Origin of the sequence: Gordonia sihwensis NBRC 108236, assembly GCF_000333035.1 — a bacterium.
GTDB lineage: Bacteria > Actinomycetota > Actinomycetes > Mycobacteriales > Mycobacteriaceae > Gordonia > Gordonia sihwensis.
In genome coordinates this window covers 59,731-75,216 of the sequence record NZ_BANU01000006.1, presented here as the reverse complement: position 1 = coordinate 75,216, position 15,486 = coordinate 59,731, and the positions used below count along the sequence as shown (strand labels likewise).

The window sequence follows — 15,486 nt, the reverse complement described above, 5'->3', positions numbered from 1 at the left end:
TCCCCGATGGCCACCGCACGTTCCGAGCCCGAGCCGGGCTCATTCGAGATCTCCACCGGCGTCGCCGAACTCGCCTTCGACCGCGAGGGCGGCTGGCTGCTGACCGTCAACGGTGTGCAGAGCAGTCACATCGCGCCCGCTCGTCCGGACCTGCTCGAGTTCGAGTACATGCGGCAGGCGGTCGCCGCCGTCGAGGACCGCTACCCCGACCGGTCCGCGGGACTGCGATTCTTACACCTCGGCGCCGCGGCATGCGCGCTGCCCCGCGCTCTGACGCACACCTATCCCGCCTCACGCCATGTCGCCGTCGAGATCGACGCCGAACTAGCCCGGCTCGCCCGCGAATGGTTCGACCTCCCACGCGCACCCCGTCTGCGGATCCGGGTGGGCGATGCGCGGGAGGTGGTGACCGGTCTGCGCGAACACACGCGCGACGTGGTGATCCGCGACGCCTTCGCCGAGAGCCTCACACCCGACCATCTGAAGACGGCTGAGTTCACCCAGGCGGTGCGTCGCGTGCTCGCCCCCGGAGGCCTCTACATCGCCAACTGCGGCGACCGTCGCGACCTCAAGTCCGTCCGGAGCGAGGTCGCCACCGTCGCCGAGGTGTTCGCGAACATCACCCTGATCGCCGACCCGTCGATGTTCAAAGGGCGGCGCAGCGGCAACGTGGTCGTCGTGGCGTCCGACGGCCCGGTCCCCGACTCTCCCGAACTGGAACGGCGGCTGCGCTCCGATCCCGAACCGGCCCGGTTGATGACCGGCGACGCCGCGCGGGCGTTCGGTTCCGGCGCCGTCCTGCGCGACGGCCCCGCTACCCGGCCCGGCACTGTTTGATTCACTGCGGGCACAACGGTCGACGACGGCGTCCTCGCCCGGCATCGTCGAAGACCTGCGGGTGTGGCTGAGTGGCGAGGCAGCGGTCTGCAAAACCGTGACACGCGGGTTCGAATCCTGCCATCCGCTCCATTCATCCGCGTTCAGCCGCTGTAGTCCTCGAACATGAGACGGCGCTGGTGCCATCGCTGGCTGTAGGTGGCCTCTCGGACCACCTCTTCGTTGTCGAAGTTGGAGCCGAGTGCACCGGCCATGGTCCCCATCGACGCCGCGAACCAGCCGATGACGAGGTAGTCGACAACCGAGACGGCGTGGCCCAGTCGGCTCGCCAGGTACGCCGGCTCCACGACCGCCGTCGCCAGTACGGTCAGCCCGACGAAGAGAATCACGTGCATGAGTGTCACCGCCGACGAGACGGTCACGACGGTGGAGGCATTGTCCAGCGCGCCGCTCTGCGGTGCCAGGTTCCGACGTCGACGGGTCCAGAGCCCGTTGCGCAGGATCAGCCACGAGCTGAGCGCAGAGATCACGCAGACGCTGACCGCCGCCAGACGTGCGAACGACATCGAGTCGGCGATCGGCCACACGCTCCCGAAGAAGATGCCGAAGGCCCCCGAGGCCATACCGACGGCCGTACAGCCGCGCAGCGCCCGCCCCATGGCGGCCGGCCGATTGCTGTGCACCATCCCGGTCAGCATTCGCGCATGTCCGAGCGGACCTCGTACACCATCGTCGGGTAGCTGAGATGCGGGTGGCCAGACGTGGCTGTGGCCGCCCGGGCGGTAGTCCACGCCGGTGTCGGTCTCTGCGTCCGCTCGGAGTATCTCGCGAACGAGTGTGCGCACCTTGGTGCGCCGTCGCGAACAGCCGAGAGTCGGGACGAACACGACGACCGCCGGTTCACCAGCGGCGAGCAGATAGCGGAGGGCCGACCGCCCTCGATAGTGAGTCAGGTCCGTGAGATAGACGACGTATCGCCATCGGTGGCGCCGCAAGAGGTCCGGCGTGCGTTCGGCGAGGGGAATCGCGCCGCTCGGAGCGATCGGCAACGACTCCTCGCTGACTTCCACCGACCACTGCCCGCCGAGGTCGTCACCGAGATCTTCAGCGAGGTCGCCGCCGATCGCCTCCGCGAGTTGCCGGGATGCGCCGGGGTCCGCCAACAGACCGACCGTCGGCGGCGGCCAGAGCCGGAGATCGTCCGGCTCGGCCGCGTCGGCGCGGGTTCCATGTGCATCTGCTGCGTTCGAGACATATTCACCCACGCCGACGCGGGTACCCGCCTCGATCGTCGCCAAACGCGAGCGGACGTCCCCGATCCGCGACCCGGTTCCTCGTCATGATTCCGGACCGGCGGTGGGCTAGCGTCACAGACTGTGTGCAACGAAACCGAAGCCACGGCAGCGGCGGCACGAGGTCACTACCTGCGGACACATCTGGCCCGCGCGGAGCGGTGGGGCGAGACGCCCTCGCTCGTCTGGGCACGGACAGGCGCCCGGCACGCCGAGCTCAATCGGGTGCTGTGGTTCACCGCGGACGATGTTCCCGCCTGCCTCGAACTGATGGGCGACGTGCCAGCGCTTTGGTCGCTGTGGCCGGGCACCGAGGGTTTCGCCGACGTGGAGGCAGCGATGCGCGAATCAGGCCTCGCTGCGGTGGAGGAAGAGCCGCTCATGACGCTGCCACTCGCGCGGTGGGCGTTGCAGACGGACGACGTGCCGACCGACCGCGACGCTTCCGATGTGACGATCCAAGCCTGCAGGTCGCTCAGGGATCTCGATCGCTGGGCGCGCTTCTGGGCTGCCGAGGATGCCGCTTCCGAGCACCTTCCCGGTATTACTGCGGCGCTGGCACCGTTCACCGGATTCGGCCTGCCCGAAAGCGGTTCGGCTGCACCGATCGTGACGCATTTTCTGGCGCTCCACAGTGGAAGAGTCGTCGGGTGTTCAGCGGCGGTGGTCGCCGGAGTGTCCGCGGCTGTGGAACACGTGATCGTCGCTGCGGAGTGGCGCTCCCGTCGGATCGGAACGCGTCTCACCGAAGCCGCGCTCGACCGCGCCGTACTCGGCGGCGCGAAGACGTGCGTGCTCACCGCCTCGCCCGAAGGAGAAGGCCTGTACCGACGGCTGGGATTCTCGGAGGTCTGCCGCGTGCAGAGCTACGGTCGGCGTTCGGTGGCGTGATGCCGGGGTGCGATGCCGAGCCTTCACCGAGCATCAGGTGGGCTGTGCGCGCAAAGGGATTCGAACCCCTGACCGCTGGTGTGTAAGACCAGAGCTCTACCGCTGAGCTATACGCGCCCGGCCGAGACGTGCTGCGGCCCACACCAAGATATCGGCTCGGCGGCGTCGGACCCAAACCGGGATACGCGCGACCGCTACGGCTAGCGTGAAGCGGAGCCCCCATTCCACGGAAGGATGCCCAGTGACGACCATCGTGCCGCAGGAACCGCTGATCAGCGCACTCGAGACTCAGTGGAAGGCCATCGACGACCTCGTCTCCCCACTGTCCGACGCGCAATGGACCGCCGCGTCACCCCTGCCCGGGTGGCAGATCCGCGACATCGTCGCACACATCGCGGGCACCGAGTCGATGCTGGCCGGCAGGCAGCCCGAGTCGTCCATCGACACCTCGCAGATCGCCCACGTGAAGAACCCGATCGGCGAACTCAACGAGCGGTGGATCGACCACTACCGATCGCGGTCCCGCGATGAGCTGATGACCGACCTCCGCACGGTGACCGCTGAGCGCAGCAAGGCGCTGCGCGGCATGACCGAAGGCCAGTGGGACGCCGAGACGGCCACGCCCGCCGGTCCGGACACCTACGGGCGATTCATGCGGGTCCGCGACTTCGACTGCTGGGTGCACGAGATCGACATCCGCGACGCGCTCGGCCTCGGCGTCCCCGAGAACGTGGAGCCGGCGCACTGGGCGCTCCGCGAGATCGAGAGCTCGATGCCGTACGTCGTCGGCAAGAAGGCTCGCGCCGAGGTCGGCAGCACTGTCTGTTTCGACATCACCGGCCTGTATCCGTTCACCTTCTTCGTCGTCACCGAGGACCGCGCCGCGGTGGTGCCGGCCGTCGACGGAGAGCCCGACGTCACGCTCCGCCTCGACGGGCTCGACCTCGCCCGTTCGGTCGGCGGACGGCCCAGCGCCGGCGACGCGGAGGTGGAGGTCACCGGCGATACGGAACTCGGCGCGGCGATCATCCGCAGCCTGCATTACCTCATCTGAGCTCTCCCGGTCCCCCGCCCGCCGACGCCGGGACCACGTTCGACTCGACCGGGTACTGTGACTCAACCGACACGCTCGGGCGTTGCGGCGAGTGTCGCACGTCCGGTGCAATGTAATTGTTGTGACTACTGAGACTCCTGTTACCGACGACCGCCGCCGCACGCGCTTCCGCCGCGGGCGGCGACTCACTGCTGCTGTCATCGCGGCGGCCGCCGTAACGACGATCGTCGCGCCCGCGGCGTCGGCCAAGACCGACGTCGCCGGAACGCTCGACGCCGTCTCCCGGATCATCACTCAGAATCTGAGCACGCAGCGCGGAGTCTCCGACACACCGTTCGACGTTCCGTCGTACCTCTGGGTGCTGACTCATCCGCTCGGATCCGGCACTCAGAACCTGCCGCGCCCGAATCAGAAGACGATGTGCAACACCGTGATTCAGATCGGCGATTCGACGTCGGTGGGTCTGGACAACTCGCTTCGCGTGCCCAGCCCCACCGACCGCATGACCCCCCAGTACCGGCGCGTGGGCGCGAAGAAGGTCTATCTCGACGCGGCCAACGGCCGTGCGGTCGTCGAACCGGCCGGCGGCCGCCCCAGCGGACTCGAAGCGATCGACGATCAACGCCGCCGCGGCCACGACGGCTGCTGGGTCATCGCACTCGGAGCCAACGACGCGGCACGCATCGCGGAGGGCAGTCATATCAGCGCCGACCGCCGCATCGACCTGGTGATGCACCGTCTGGCCGGCCGACCGGTTCTCTGGCCCACGGTGCGCACGGGCGACGGAGCCCTACCCCAGTACGCCGACGCACACATGCGCGCATTCAACGCGGCGCTCCGCCGTGCTGCGCACCGCTACCCGAACCTGCGGGTCTACGACTTCGCCGCGCATACGGACCGGTCCTGGTACGTCGACGGGGTGCACTACACCCCGGACGCGATGATTCAGCGCAACCGCCTGCTCGCGACCGCGCTGGCCACCTCGTTCCCCCGGCGCTGAGCCCGGCGCCTCGGTCACACCGTCACGCGGCCTGACCGGTGGAACGGCGCTACTGCGCGACAGCCGCCAACGCCGCGTCCCAGGTCTCGTCGCCGCGCTGTTCGCCCGGACCGACCATCGCCGAGTACGCCACGACACCGTCGCGCCCGACAACGAACGTCCCGCGATTGGCGAAGCCGCGCTCGGCGTCGAAGACGCCGTACGCCTCCGCCACCGCACCGTGCGGCCAGAAGTCCGAGAGGATCGGGAACAGGAAACCCTGCGCCGACGACCACACCTTGTGAGTCGGGGGCGGGCCCACCGACACCGTGACCACGGTGACGTCGTCGTTGTCGAAACGCGGCAGATTGTCGCGCAGAAAGCCGAGTTCGCCTTCGCACGTGCCGGTGAAGGCCAGCGGGAAGAAGACGATCAGCACATTGCGGTCGCGCAGCGCGGAGAGCTTGACGACCTGATTGTTCTGGTCCCGCAACTCGAAATCCGGGGCGAGAGTCCCCGTCGCGAGGGGTGCGGCCACCGACTGAGCGGCCATCAGCGCTTACCCGCGCGCGCCTTCGGCGTGACCAGACGGGCGCCGGACCAGTCTCCGAGATTGACGACGGAGGTCTGCGTGAGTCCGGCGGTCGGCGCGGCCTCCGCGATCTCGCTGGGATCGACGTAACCGTCGCGGCCGGTCTTCGGCGACAGCACCCAGATGAACCCGCCTTCGGCGAGCGGACCGATCGCGTCCATCAGCGCGTCGACGAGGTCTCCGTCGTCGTCGCGCCACCACAGCACCACGGCGTCCATGACGTCGTCCGCATCGTCGTCGAGCATCTCGGCATCGATCGCGTCCTCGATCTCGATTCGGAGATCATCGTCGGTGTCCTCGTCCCACCCGATCTCCTGCACCACCATGCCGTTGGTGAAACCGAGCTTGACAGCCCTGCCTTCTGGGGCGGTTACCACCGCGTACGACCTCCATTCGATGTAGCGGGCCGTGCATTCCGCACGTGCCGAGCCACGCCACGACGGCGCAACTTATGTGACAGCGTAAAGGCAAACTACCCCCGAGCACAGTGTCTAACCGCCCGAAGTACGGGATTGGGGCTTCTCTGCAACGGATTCGGGACGGTTCACGCCGATCCCGCGGGGAGATACCCCGCGCACGTGTCGAGTAGTGCGGTACGGTCCGCGTCCCATCTGTCGGAGGCGCCGTTGAGCGCTTGGCGCCGCTTCGCCTGAATCTGCTCGGCCAGGCGTTCGGCACTGGCGACGAACGCCTCCACCTGCGCGTCGACCTTCTCCGGCACCTCGGGCGAGACGGCCTTGCGGACTTCCTCGGCGCCCGTGTCGAGAGTGTCGACCGCCCAGCGGTCCTCGGATCCGACCTTCTCGTAATCCTGGACCTCGTTGAGGCGTTTGACGAAGGCGTTGTAATCGCGTGCCATCACACCGGCCGAAGTGATCACCTGCTGGCACAATCGGACGACGGCGACCTTCTCCGCTTCGGAGGATCCCGCGCGGGCGACGGTCCTGGTGACCGTGCCGACCGAGACCGTCGGACTCGGCGACTCGTCGTCCGATGAGCACGCCGGGACGGCGGCGACAGCGGTCAGCGCCGTCGCCGCGACCACGATCGACCGAGCCGTCCGGCCCACGAGGTCCCCCTTTCGGGAGAGAAGCAGCGGATACGCCGACGCTACCGCACCCGAGCGGCATGTGACTGGACACATCTTGCGCCAGGGCCGGTGATTTGCGGCACGATATAGGCAAGGCCGCACCATCGTTCCGCGGCACGTATCCGGCCGCCCCACCCCGGCGGCCCCGACATGCAGTTCGCGGCGGCAATCGCTTCGGTGGACTGCGAGATAGGTGGCAGACAGTGACTGATCAGATCGCCGGCACCGACAAGGCCGGCGCGCCGGCGTCGAGCGGGAGCCGCGTTCAGGTCATTCGGGACGGCGTCGCGTCCTACCTGGTCGACAACGACCCCACGGAGACCGACGAGTGGCTCGAGTCCTTCGACGCCATGCTCGCCGACGCGGGCCCCGAGCGCGCGCGGTACCTCATGCTGCGCATTCTGGAACGCGCGGAGGACAAGCGTGTGGGCATCCCCGCGTTGACGAACACCGACTACGTCAACACGATCCCGACCGAACTGGAACCCGAGTTCCCCGGGGACGAGGATCTGGAGCGCCGCTACCGCGCCTTCATCCGGTGGAACGCCGCGATCATGGTCCACCGAGCGCAGCGGCCCGGCATCGGCGTGGGCGGCCACATCTCGACGTACGCGTCGTCCGCCTCGCTCTACGAAGTCGGCTTCAACTACTTCTTCCGCGGCCAGGATCATCCCGGCGGCGGCGACCAGGTCTTCATCCAGGGCCACGCCTCACCCGGCATCTACGCGCGCGCCTTCCTGGAAGGACGCATCGACCAGGCGCGGCTCGACGGCTTCCGTCAGGAGCAGAGCCACGCCGGCGAAGGCGGCGGGCTGCCGTCGTACCCGCATCCCCGGTTGATGCCGGAGTTCTGGCAGTTCCCCACCGTCTCGATGGGCCTGGGCCCGATGAACGCGATCTACCAGGCCCGGTTCAACAAATACCTGCACGCGAACGGCATCAAGGACACCTCCGACCAGCACGTATGGGCGTTCCTCGGCGACGGTGAGATGGACGAGCCCGAGTCGCGCGGTCTGGCGCAGGTCGCCGCCATCGACGGGCTCGACAACCTGACCTTCGTCATCAACTGCAATCTGCAGCGGCTCGACGGCCCGGTCCGCGGCAACGGAAAGATCATCCAGGAACTGGAGTCGTTCTTCCGCGGCGCGGGCTGGAACGTCATCAAGGTGGTGTGGGGCCGCGAGTGGGACGATCTGCTGCACGCCGACAAGGAGGGTGCGCTGGTCAACCTGATGAACCGCACCACCGACGGCGACTACCAGACCTACCGGGCCAACGACGGCGCGTTCATCCGCGACCACTTCTTCGGCCGTGATCCGCGCACCAAGGAACTCGTCAACGATCTCTCGGACGAGGACATCTGGAACCTCAAGCGCGGCGGTCACGACTACCGCAAGATCTACGCCGCATACGCCGCCGCCATGGCCCACAAGGGACAGCCCACGGTGATCCTGGCGAAGACGATCAAGGGCTACACGCTCGGCAAGCACTTCGAGGGCCGCAACGCGACCCACCAGATGAAGAAGATGACGCTCGACGATCTGAAGGCCTTCCGCGACACCGCGCATGTGCCGATCACCGATGCGCAGCTCGAGGCCGACCCGTACCTGCCGCCGTACTACCACCCGGGTATGGACTCTCCGGAGATCCAGTACATGCTGGAACGGCGCAAGCAGCTCGGCGGATTCGTCCCGAGCCGCAAGGTGGCGGCCAAGCCGCTGCAGGCCGATCCGGCACCCGCCCTCAAGGCCGTGGCATCGGGCTCGGGCAACCAGCAGGTGGCGACCACCATGGCGCTGGTCCGCATCTTCAAGGAGCTCCTGCGCGACAAGGAGGTCGGCAAGCGCATCGTTCCGATCATCCCGGACGAGGCCCGGACCTTCGGCATGGACTCCTGGTTCCCCACCCTGAAGATCTACAACCCGCACGGCCAGAACTACACGTCCGTCGACGCCGAACTGATGCTCGCCTACAAGGAGGCGGAGAACGGCCGGATCCTGCACGAGGGCATCAACGAGGCCGGTTCCACAGCCAGCTTCACCGCGGTCGGCACGTCGTACGCCACGCACGGCGAGCCGATGATCCCGCTGTACATCTTCTATTCGATGTTCGGCTTCCAGCGGACCGGCGACGGTCTCTGGGCCGCGGCCGACCAGATGGCCCGGGGATTCGTCATCGGAGCCACCGCGGGCCGCACCACGCTGACCGGTGAGGGTCTGCAGCACGCCGACGGACACTCTCCGCTGCTCGCCGCGACCAACCCGGGCGCCGTCTCCTACGACCCGGCGTTCGCGTACGAGCTCTCGCACATCGTCGTCGACGGTCTCGAGCGCATGTACGGTCCGGATGCGGAGAACGTCTTCTACTACGTGACCGTCTACAACGAGCCCATCACCCAGCCGGCCGAGCCGGAGGATCTGGACGTCGCGGGGCTGCTCAAGGGCATCTACCGGTACCGGAGGGCACCGCAGCCCGCGGCGCACTTCGCGAACATCCTCGTCTCGGGCGTCACGATGGGCGATGCCCTGCGCGCCCAGGACCTGCTGGCGCAGGAGTGGGACGTGGCCGCCGACGTGTACTCGGTGACCTCGTGGTCGGAGCTCGCCCGCGACGGCATCGCAGCCGATCGGGCCGAACTGCGCAACCCGGGGTCGTCGACGCGGCCGTACCTCACCGAGGTGCTGCAGTACGCCAAGGGCCCGTTCGTCGGCGTCTCGGACTACATGCGCGGCGTCCAGGAACAGATCCGCGCGTACGTTCCGGGGACGTATCTCACCCTCGGCGCCGACGGCTTCGGATTCTCCGACACCCGCCCCGCCGCACGCCGCTACTTCAATATCGACGCCGAATCCATCGTCGTCGGAGTACTGGTGGCGCTGGCCCGCGACGGCAAGATCGACCGCACCGTCGCGGCCGACGCCGCCCGGAAGTACCAGATCGACGACGTCTCGGCTGCTCCCGAGCAGACCAGCGACCCCGGCGTCGCCTGACCGGTCCGACCACCCGAACGCCGGCGACCTCGCGTCGCCGGCGTTCGGTCGTCTCGGCGCGGGGGGACGTTCGACGGACAGCGCCCGCGACCATCGGCCCAGTCCGGCCGGCCGATACGACCCGGCCACAGCGGGTCGCGAGCGGTCTACATTGAATCCGTGCCTGATGCCGAACCCGACCCCCGTCTGAAGACGACGCGCGCCACCGACGTCTTCGGCGCGCGCGGCGCCCACGTGCCCGCGCCGGCCACCGTGCACGACGCGCTGCCCGACACCCTGCTGCGCCGCGTGAAGCAGTACAGCGGCCGACTGGCCACCGAAGCGATCCACTCGATGTCCGAGCAACTGCCCTATTTCAGCGACCTCGACGCGGCGCAGCGGGCCAGCGTGCAGTTGGTGGTCCAGACGGCGGTCGTCAACTTCGTGGAGTGGATCCAGGACCCGGAGGGGAACGTCAAGTTCACCGTCCAGGCATTCCAGGTGGTCCCCCAGGACCTGGCCCGGCGCATCTCACTGCTGCAGACGGTCGAGATGGTGCGCGTGGCGATGGAGTTCTTCGAGAAGTGGCTTCCGCTCCTGGCCCGGAACGACGCCCAGCTCCGCGCACTCACCGAATCGGTGCTGCGGTACGGCCGGGAGATCGGATTCGCCGCCGCCGCGATCTACGCCTCGGCCGCCGAGTCGCGTGGCGCGTGGGACTCGCGCATGGAGGCACTCGTGGTCGACGCCGTGGTGCGCGGTGACGAGGGCCCGCAGTTGCTCTCGCGCGCGGCGGCACTGAACTGGTCCACCGACGCCGCGGCGACGGTGATCGTCGGATCTCCGCCCCCGGAACAGAACGTGTCGGTCGCGTTGACGCTCCACAACACCGCCAAACAGTACGACCGCGCCGCACTCTCGGTGGTGCAGGGCAGCACCCTCGTCGCGATCGTCGAGGGGCCGCTGCGGCCGTCCGACCGCTTTCTCACCGACCTCCTCGAGCACTTCGCCGAGGGTCCCGTGGTGATCGGCCCGACCACGCCCAACCTGGGATCGGCCCACGCGAGCGCCGTCGAGGCCATGGCCGGACTCCGGGCGGTGGTCGGATGGCCCAACGCGCCGCGACCGGCTTACAGCTGGGATCTGCTTCCCGAGCGGGCGCTCAACGGCGACCGCTCAGCGATCGAGACGATGGACGAGACGATCGTGGAACCCCTGAGCGGTTCGGAGACCCTCGTCAACACCGTCGAGGCCTACCTCGACAGCGGCGGCCAGGTGGAAACTTGTGCCAGGGAACTGTATATCCATCCAAATACTGTGCGGTATCGCCTAAAGAAGGTGGCCGACATCACCGGACGTGACGCATCTAACCCCCGAGACGCTTTCGTTCTGCGTGTCGCACTGACCATCGGGAGATTGGCACGAAACCATCAAGGAACGCCCCATTCAGCCCCCTGAGTAACACTCGTCACGGCAAAGTAGCCGTATAGACCCTGTTCGGTGTTTGTCAGACTCGATCGCGTAACGGATCTCAACCCGATGACGATGGGAACACCGACAGAGTCACTTTTGTAGGAACCCTACAAATATCGCCGCCAAGGTTCGTACCCAGCAACACCACTACGACACAGCTGAAAGGTGTTCCCTAGTCACGTGCTTTCGTTGCTTGCGCCCGGCCAGGGCTCCCAGACACCCGGCATGCTCACCGAATGGTTGGAGCTGCCCGGGGCTCGTGACCGCGTCTCCGCGTGGTCCGAGGCCATCGGACTCGACCTCGAACGCCTCGGAACCACAGCGACGGCGGAGGAGATCACCGATACCGCGGTCACCCAGCCGCTCGTGGTCGCCTCCGCACTGCTCTCGTTCGACGAGTTCCGCCGCCGCCACGGCGAGTTGCCCGCGGACGTCGTGATCGCCGGACACTCGATCGGCGAGGTCGCCGCCGCCGCCGTCGCGGGCGTCCTGACGGCCGATGAGGCGATGATCCTGGCCGGCGTGCGTGGCGCCGAGATGGCCAAGGCCTGCGCGCTGGAGGAGACCACCATGGCCGCGATCCTCGGCGGCGATGAGACCGAGGTGCTCGCCTTCCTCGACGATCTCGACCTCGTGCCCGCCAACCGCAACGCGAGGGGACAGATCGTCGCCGCGGGTTCGGTCGTCGCCATCGACAAGCTGATCTCGGCGCCGCCTGCCAAGGCGCGCACGCGCAAACTGGCGGTCGCCGGAGCGTTCCACACTCGGTTCATGGCACCGGCGCAGGACGCGTTCGCCGAGGCAGCGGCGCAGATCACGCCCGCCGACCCCACCCGGACCCTGCTCTCGAACGCAGACGGTCGCCCCGTTCCCACCGGCGCCGAAGCCCTGCGCCGACTCGTCACTCAGGTCACCAGCCCCGTACGCTGGGACCTCTGTTCGGACTACCTCCGCGAGGCGGGCACCGACGCGATCGTCGAACTCGCGCCGGGCGGGACGCTCGTGGGCATCGCCAAGCGTGAATTGAAGGGCGTGCCCTCGCGAGCCGTCAAGGTCCCCGCCGATCTGGAGGACCTCCCAGGACTTGGATAGCGGTCGGCAGCACCCGACCCCCGGAAGGCCTCACGGCCCGTCCACTCAGCACACGCTGACTCCGGAAAACCAGATAGCAGTACAGAAACGAAGAAGGGAGCCACACCGTGGCCGCCACTCAGGAACAGCTCGTCGCAGGCATCGCCGAGATCATCGAGGAAGTCACCGGCATCGAGCCGTCGGAGGTGACGCTGGAGAAGTCGTTCGTCGACGATCTGGACATCGACTCGCTGTCGATGGTGGAGATCGCCGTCCAGGTCGAGGACAAGTACGGCGTGAAGGTTCCGGACGAGGATCTCGCCAGCCTGCGCACCGTCGGCGACACCGTCGCCTACGTCCAGAAGCTCGAGGCCGAGAACCCCGAGACCGCTGCAGCCATCGCCGCCCAGATCGAGGGCGGCCAGGCGTAGCATGACCGAGCTGCGTGACTTTTCCACTCGCGGTGGAGAGTTCCCCAGCGTGGTGGTGACCTCCATGGTCGCCACCACGCCCCTGGGAGCTGATCTCGACACGACCTGGGAAAATCTCGTCGCCGGTAAGACCGGCATTCGGGAGCTGACCGACGATTTCGTCGAGCAGTACAAATTGCCGGTCAGCATCGGTGGTCGTCTCGTCGACGACCCGACCAACGAAGTGACTCGCATCGAGGCGCGACGCATGTCGTACGTCGAGCGGATGTCGCATGTGATGAGCAAGCGCCTGTGGGCGCAGGCCGGCGAGCCGGAGGTCGACCCCGACCGGCTCGGCGTGGTTCTCGGCACCGGCATCGGCGGCGCGGACTCGCTGATCGACGCCGACCGAGCTCTGAAGGACACCGGCAACTACCGCAAGGTGTCGCCGCTGGCCGTCTCGATGGCGATGCCCAACGGGCCCGCGGCCGTCGCAGGTCTCAACATCGGCGCACGCGCCGGCGTCATCACCCCGGTCTCGGCATGCTCGTCGGGTGCGGAGGCGATCGCACACGCATGGCGTCACATCGTCATGGGCGACGCCGACATGATCGTGTGCGGCGGCGTCGAAGGACACATCGACGCGGTGCCGATCGCAGCCTTCAGCATGATGCGCGCGATGAGCACCCGGAACGACGATCCGGCGTCCGCGTCGCGCCCGTTCGACTCCGACCGCGACGGATTCGTCTTCGGCGAGGCCGCGGCCATGCTCGTCCTCGAGCGGGAGGACCACGCCAAGGCGCGCGGTGCTCACATCCACGCTCGGCTGATGGGCACCGGCATCACCTCGGACGGGTTCCACATCGTCGCCCCCGACCCCTCGGGGCAGGGCAACACCCGCGCGATGGCCCGAGCCCTGCAGACCGCCGGTCTGCAGAAATCGGACATCACGCACGTCAACGCGCATGCGACGTCCACCCCCATCGGAGACACCGCAGAATCGCTGGGCATCCAGGCCGCCGTGGGCAACCACGCAGCCATCTACGCGCCCAAGTCAGCCCTGGGCCATTCGATCGGCGCCGTCGGCGCTCTCGAAGCGGTCCTGACCATCAAGTCGGTGGAGGACTCCGTCATTCCCCCGACGCTGAATCTGGACAACCTGGATCCGGAGTGCGGCGACATCGACGTCGTACACGGTGAGGCTCGCCGCGGACAGATCGACTTCGCGCTGAGCAACTCCTTCGGATTCGGTGGGCACAACGTGGCCTTGGCATTCGGCCGATACTGATCCCCAACCCCCGCATAGGAGAACCCGATGACCACACTGGCACCCATCCCCGGCCGTGAGGAGGCGACGGATCCGCGCGATCCGTTGCTGCGGTTGACTAGCTTCTTCGACGACGGAACCGTCGAGCTGCTGCATCCCCGAGACAAATCGGGTGTGCTGGCGGCGATCGGCGACGTCAACGGTGTTCGCACCGTCTCCTATTGCACCGATGGCACCGTGATGGGCGGTGCCATGGGGATCGTCGGCTGCGCTCACATCGTGAACGCGATCGACACCGCGATCGCCGAGCAGGCGCCCGTCGTGGGCATCTGGCACTCGGGCGGCGCTCGACTGGCCGAGGGCGTCGAGGCCCTGCACGCTGTGGGGGGCGTGTTCGAGGCCATGGTGCGCGCATCGGGTTACGTGCCGCAGATCTCCGTGGTGGTCGGGTTCGCCGCGGGCGGTGCCGCGTACGGACCGGCCCTGACCGACGTCGTGATCATGGCTCCGGAGGGCCGGGTCTTCGTGACCGGGCCCGACGTGGTCAAGAGCGTCACCGGCGAGCAGGTCGACATGGAATCGCTCGGCGGACCGCACACCCACGGCAAGCGCTCCGGCGTCAGCCACATCACCGCCGACTCGGAGGCCGACGCGTACTGGCGCGCCCGCCGTCTGGTCGGCACGTTCTCGCAGCAGGGTCACTTCAACCGGGAGAAGGCGGAGGCCGGCGACACCGACCTGCGCGCACTGCTGCCCGAGTCGAATCGGCGCGCCTACGACGTCCACCCGATCGTCGAGGCCCTCCTCGACACCCAGCTCGCGGCGGACGGCGAGTCGGAGGTCACCACCTTCGAGGAGTTCCAGGCCAAGTGGGCCCCGAACATCACCGTCGGCTTCGGCCGCTTGTCGGGCCGCAGCGTGGGCATCGTCGCGAACAACCCGCTCCGGATGGGCGGTTGCCTGAACTCGGAGGCCGCCGAGAAGGCCTCCCGCTTCGTGCGCCTGTGCGATGCCTTCGGTGTGCCGATCATCGTCATCACCGACGTCCCCGGCTACCTCCCGGGCGTCGGCCAGGAGTGGAACGGCGTCGTGCGCCGCGGCGCCAAGCTGCTGCACGCGTTCGCCGAGTGCTCGGTGCCGCGTGTCACGCTCGTGACCCGCAAGATCTACGGCGGCGCCTACATCGCCATGAACTCGCGCGCCCTCGGCGCCACCGCTGTCTTCGCCTGGCCGGGCTCCGAGGTCGCCGTCATGGGCGCCAAGGCCGCCGTCGGCATTCTGCACAAGAAGACCCTCGCCGCGGCCCCGGAGGAGGAGCGCGAGGAGCTTCACGAGCGCCTCGCCCAGGAGCACGAGCAGATCGCAGGCGGCGTCGGCCGTGCCCAGTCGATCGGCGTCGTCGACGAGATCATCGATCCGGCCAAGACTCGCAGCATCATCGCCGAGGCCCTCGCTTCGGCGCCTGCCCGACGCGGACGGCACAAGAACATTCCGCTGTGACGCGCACTTGGAGCGCATGAGTTCGACGATGTCCCCGGACGCCTGTACGGCGCCGGGGACA

The 15,486-nt window shown here is 68.0% G+C and carries 14 protein-coding genes and 2 tRNA genes; 11 read left to right on the top strand and 5 right to left on the bottom strand.

Annotation, left to right across the window (positions count from 1 at the left end; genetic code table 11):
• Positions 1-6: 6 nt before the first annotated feature.
• Both GSI01S_RS04390 and GSI01S_RS04385 read left to right on the top strand, forming a co-directional pair.
• A complete protein-coding gene (locus GSI01S_RS04390; RefSeq protein WP_006895228.1) occupies positions 7-837 on the top strand; it encodes a spermidine synthase in 831 nt (276 codons plus the stop codon).
• 57 nt (positions 838-894) lie between these two features.
• Positions 895-969 (top strand) — tRNA-Cys (locus tag GSI01S_RS04385).
• Between the two features lie 11 nt (positions 970-980).
• Here the strand turns inward: GSI01S_RS04385 and GSI01S_RS04380 are convergent.
• Positions 981-2,102, bottom strand: a complete 1,122-nt coding sequence (locus GSI01S_RS04380; RefSeq protein ID WP_156150448.1) for a hypothetical protein — start codon at positions 2,100-2,102, stop codon at positions 981-983.
• Between the two features lie 111 nt (positions 2,103-2,213).
• Between GSI01S_RS04380 and GSI01S_RS19455 the strand changes: the two genes are divergently transcribed.
• On the top strand, positions 2,214-3,020 hold the full coding sequence (locus GSI01S_RS19455) for a GNAT family N-acetyltransferase (protein WP_006895222.1): 807 nt from the start codon (positions 2,214-2,216) through the stop codon (positions 3,018-3,020).
• Between the two features lie 45 nt (positions 3,021-3,065).
• Here the strand turns inward: GSI01S_RS19455 and GSI01S_RS04370 are convergent.
• Positions 3,066-3,137 (bottom strand) — tRNA-Val (locus GSI01S_RS04370).
• 124 nt (positions 3,138-3,261) lie between these two features.
• On the opposite strand from GSI01S_RS04370, the gene GSI01S_RS04365 reads away from it, so the two are divergent.
• Together GSI01S_RS04365 and GSI01S_RS04360 are read left to right on the top strand one after the other, a co-directional pair.
• Complete coding sequence (locus tag GSI01S_RS04365; RefSeq protein WP_006895221.1) at positions 3,262-4,074, top strand: maleylpyruvate isomerase family mycothiol-dependent enzyme; 813 nt, start codon at positions 3,262-3,264, stop codon at positions 4,072-4,074.
• Between the two features lie 121 nt (positions 4,075-4,195).
• Positions 4,196-5,074 carry an SGNH/GDSL hydrolase family protein gene (locus tag GSI01S_RS04360; protein WP_006895219.1) on the top strand — a complete coding sequence of 293 codons (879 nt, stop codon included), beginning with the start codon at positions 4,196-4,198 and terminating at the stop codon, positions 5,072-5,074.
• Between the two features lie 49 nt (positions 5,075-5,123).
• Here GSI01S_RS04360 and GSI01S_RS04355 read toward each other — a convergent pair whose 3' ends face one another.
• The 3 genes from GSI01S_RS04355 to GSI01S_RS04345 all read right to left on the bottom strand — a co-directional run bounded on the left by GSI01S_RS04355 (position 5,124) and on the right by GSI01S_RS04345 (position 6,714).
• Positions 5,124-5,606, bottom strand: coding sequence for a redoxin domain-containing protein (locus GSI01S_RS04355; RefSeq protein WP_006895216.1), 483 nt, complete (start codon positions 5,604-5,606; stop codon positions 5,124-5,126).
• The gene (locus GSI01S_RS04350; RefSeq protein ID WP_006895215.1) at positions 5,606-6,022 is read right to left on the bottom strand and encodes a DUF3052 domain-containing protein; all 417 of its coding nucleotides are present in this window, start codon (positions 6,020-6,022) and stop codon (positions 5,606-5,608) included. Before GSI01S_RS04350 ends, GSI01S_RS04355 begins: the two co-directional genes overlap by 1 nt.
• A gap of 167 nt (positions 6,023-6,189) precedes the next feature.
• The gene (locus tag GSI01S_RS04345; protein WP_006895214.1) at positions 6,190-6,714 is read right to left on the bottom strand and encodes an Rv2240c family protein; all 525 of its coding nucleotides are present in this window, start codon (positions 6,712-6,714) and stop codon (positions 6,190-6,192) included.
• Positions 6,715-6,938: 224 nt separating this feature from the next.
• On the opposite strand from GSI01S_RS04345, the gene aceE reads away from it, so the two are divergent.
• From aceE to GSI01S_RS04315, 6 genes are all read left to right on the top strand, one after another.
• Positions 6,939-9,725, top strand: a complete 2,787-nt coding sequence (gene aceE / locus GSI01S_RS04340; RefSeq protein ID WP_006895212.1) for a pyruvate dehydrogenase (acetyl-transferring), homodimeric type — start codon at positions 6,939-6,941, stop codon at positions 9,723-9,725.
• 159 nt (positions 9,726-9,884) lie between these two features.
• Complete coding sequence (locus GSI01S_RS04335) at positions 9,885-11,162, top strand: PucR family transcriptional regulator (RefSeq protein WP_006895210.1); 1,278 nt, start codon at positions 9,885-9,887, stop codon at positions 11,160-11,162.
• A 195-nt stretch (positions 11,163-11,357) separates the two neighbouring features.
• A complete protein-coding gene (locus GSI01S_RS04330) occupies positions 11,358-12,269 on the top strand; it encodes an ACP S-malonyltransferase (protein WP_006895209.1) in 912 nt (303 codons plus the stop codon).
• Between the two features lie 107 nt (positions 12,270-12,376).
• Positions 12,377-12,679 (top strand): meromycolate extension acyl carrier protein AcpM, encoded by a 303-nt coding sequence (gene acpM / locus GSI01S_RS04325; RefSeq protein WP_006895207.1) that lies wholly within the window; start codon positions 12,377-12,379, stop codon positions 12,677-12,679.
• 1 nt (position 12,680) lies between these two features.
• Entirely contained in the window at positions 12,681-13,946 is a 1,266-nt protein-coding gene (locus GSI01S_RS04320; protein ID WP_006895205.1) for a KasA/KasB family beta-ketoacyl-ACP synthase, read from the top strand.
• A gap of 27 nt (positions 13,947-13,973) precedes the next feature.
• Positions 13,974-15,425, top strand: a complete 1,452-nt coding sequence (locus GSI01S_RS04315; RefSeq protein WP_006895204.1) for an acyl-CoA carboxylase subunit beta — start codon at positions 13,974-13,976, stop codon at positions 15,423-15,425.
• Positions 15,426-15,486 lie beyond the last annotated feature (61 nt).

Bases quoted from the DNA above. Each gene is read 5' to 3' on its own strand.
- GSI01S_RS04390 (WP_006895228.1), top strand. From the start codon at position 7: ATGGCCACCGCACGTTCCGAGCCCGAGCCGGGCTCATTCGAGATCTCC.
- GSI01S_RS04355 (WP_006895216.1), bottom strand. From the start codon at position 5,606: ATGGCCGCTCAGTCGGTGGCCGCACCCCTCGCGACGGGGACTCTCGCC.
- GSI01S_RS04320 (WP_006895205.1), top strand. From the start codon at position 12,681: ATGACCGAGCTGCGTGACTTTTCCACTCGCGGTGGAGAGTTCCCCAGC.
- GSI01S_RS04315 (WP_006895204.1), top strand. From the start codon at position 13,974: ATGACCACACTGGCACCCATCCCCGGCCGTGAGGAGGCGACGGATCCG.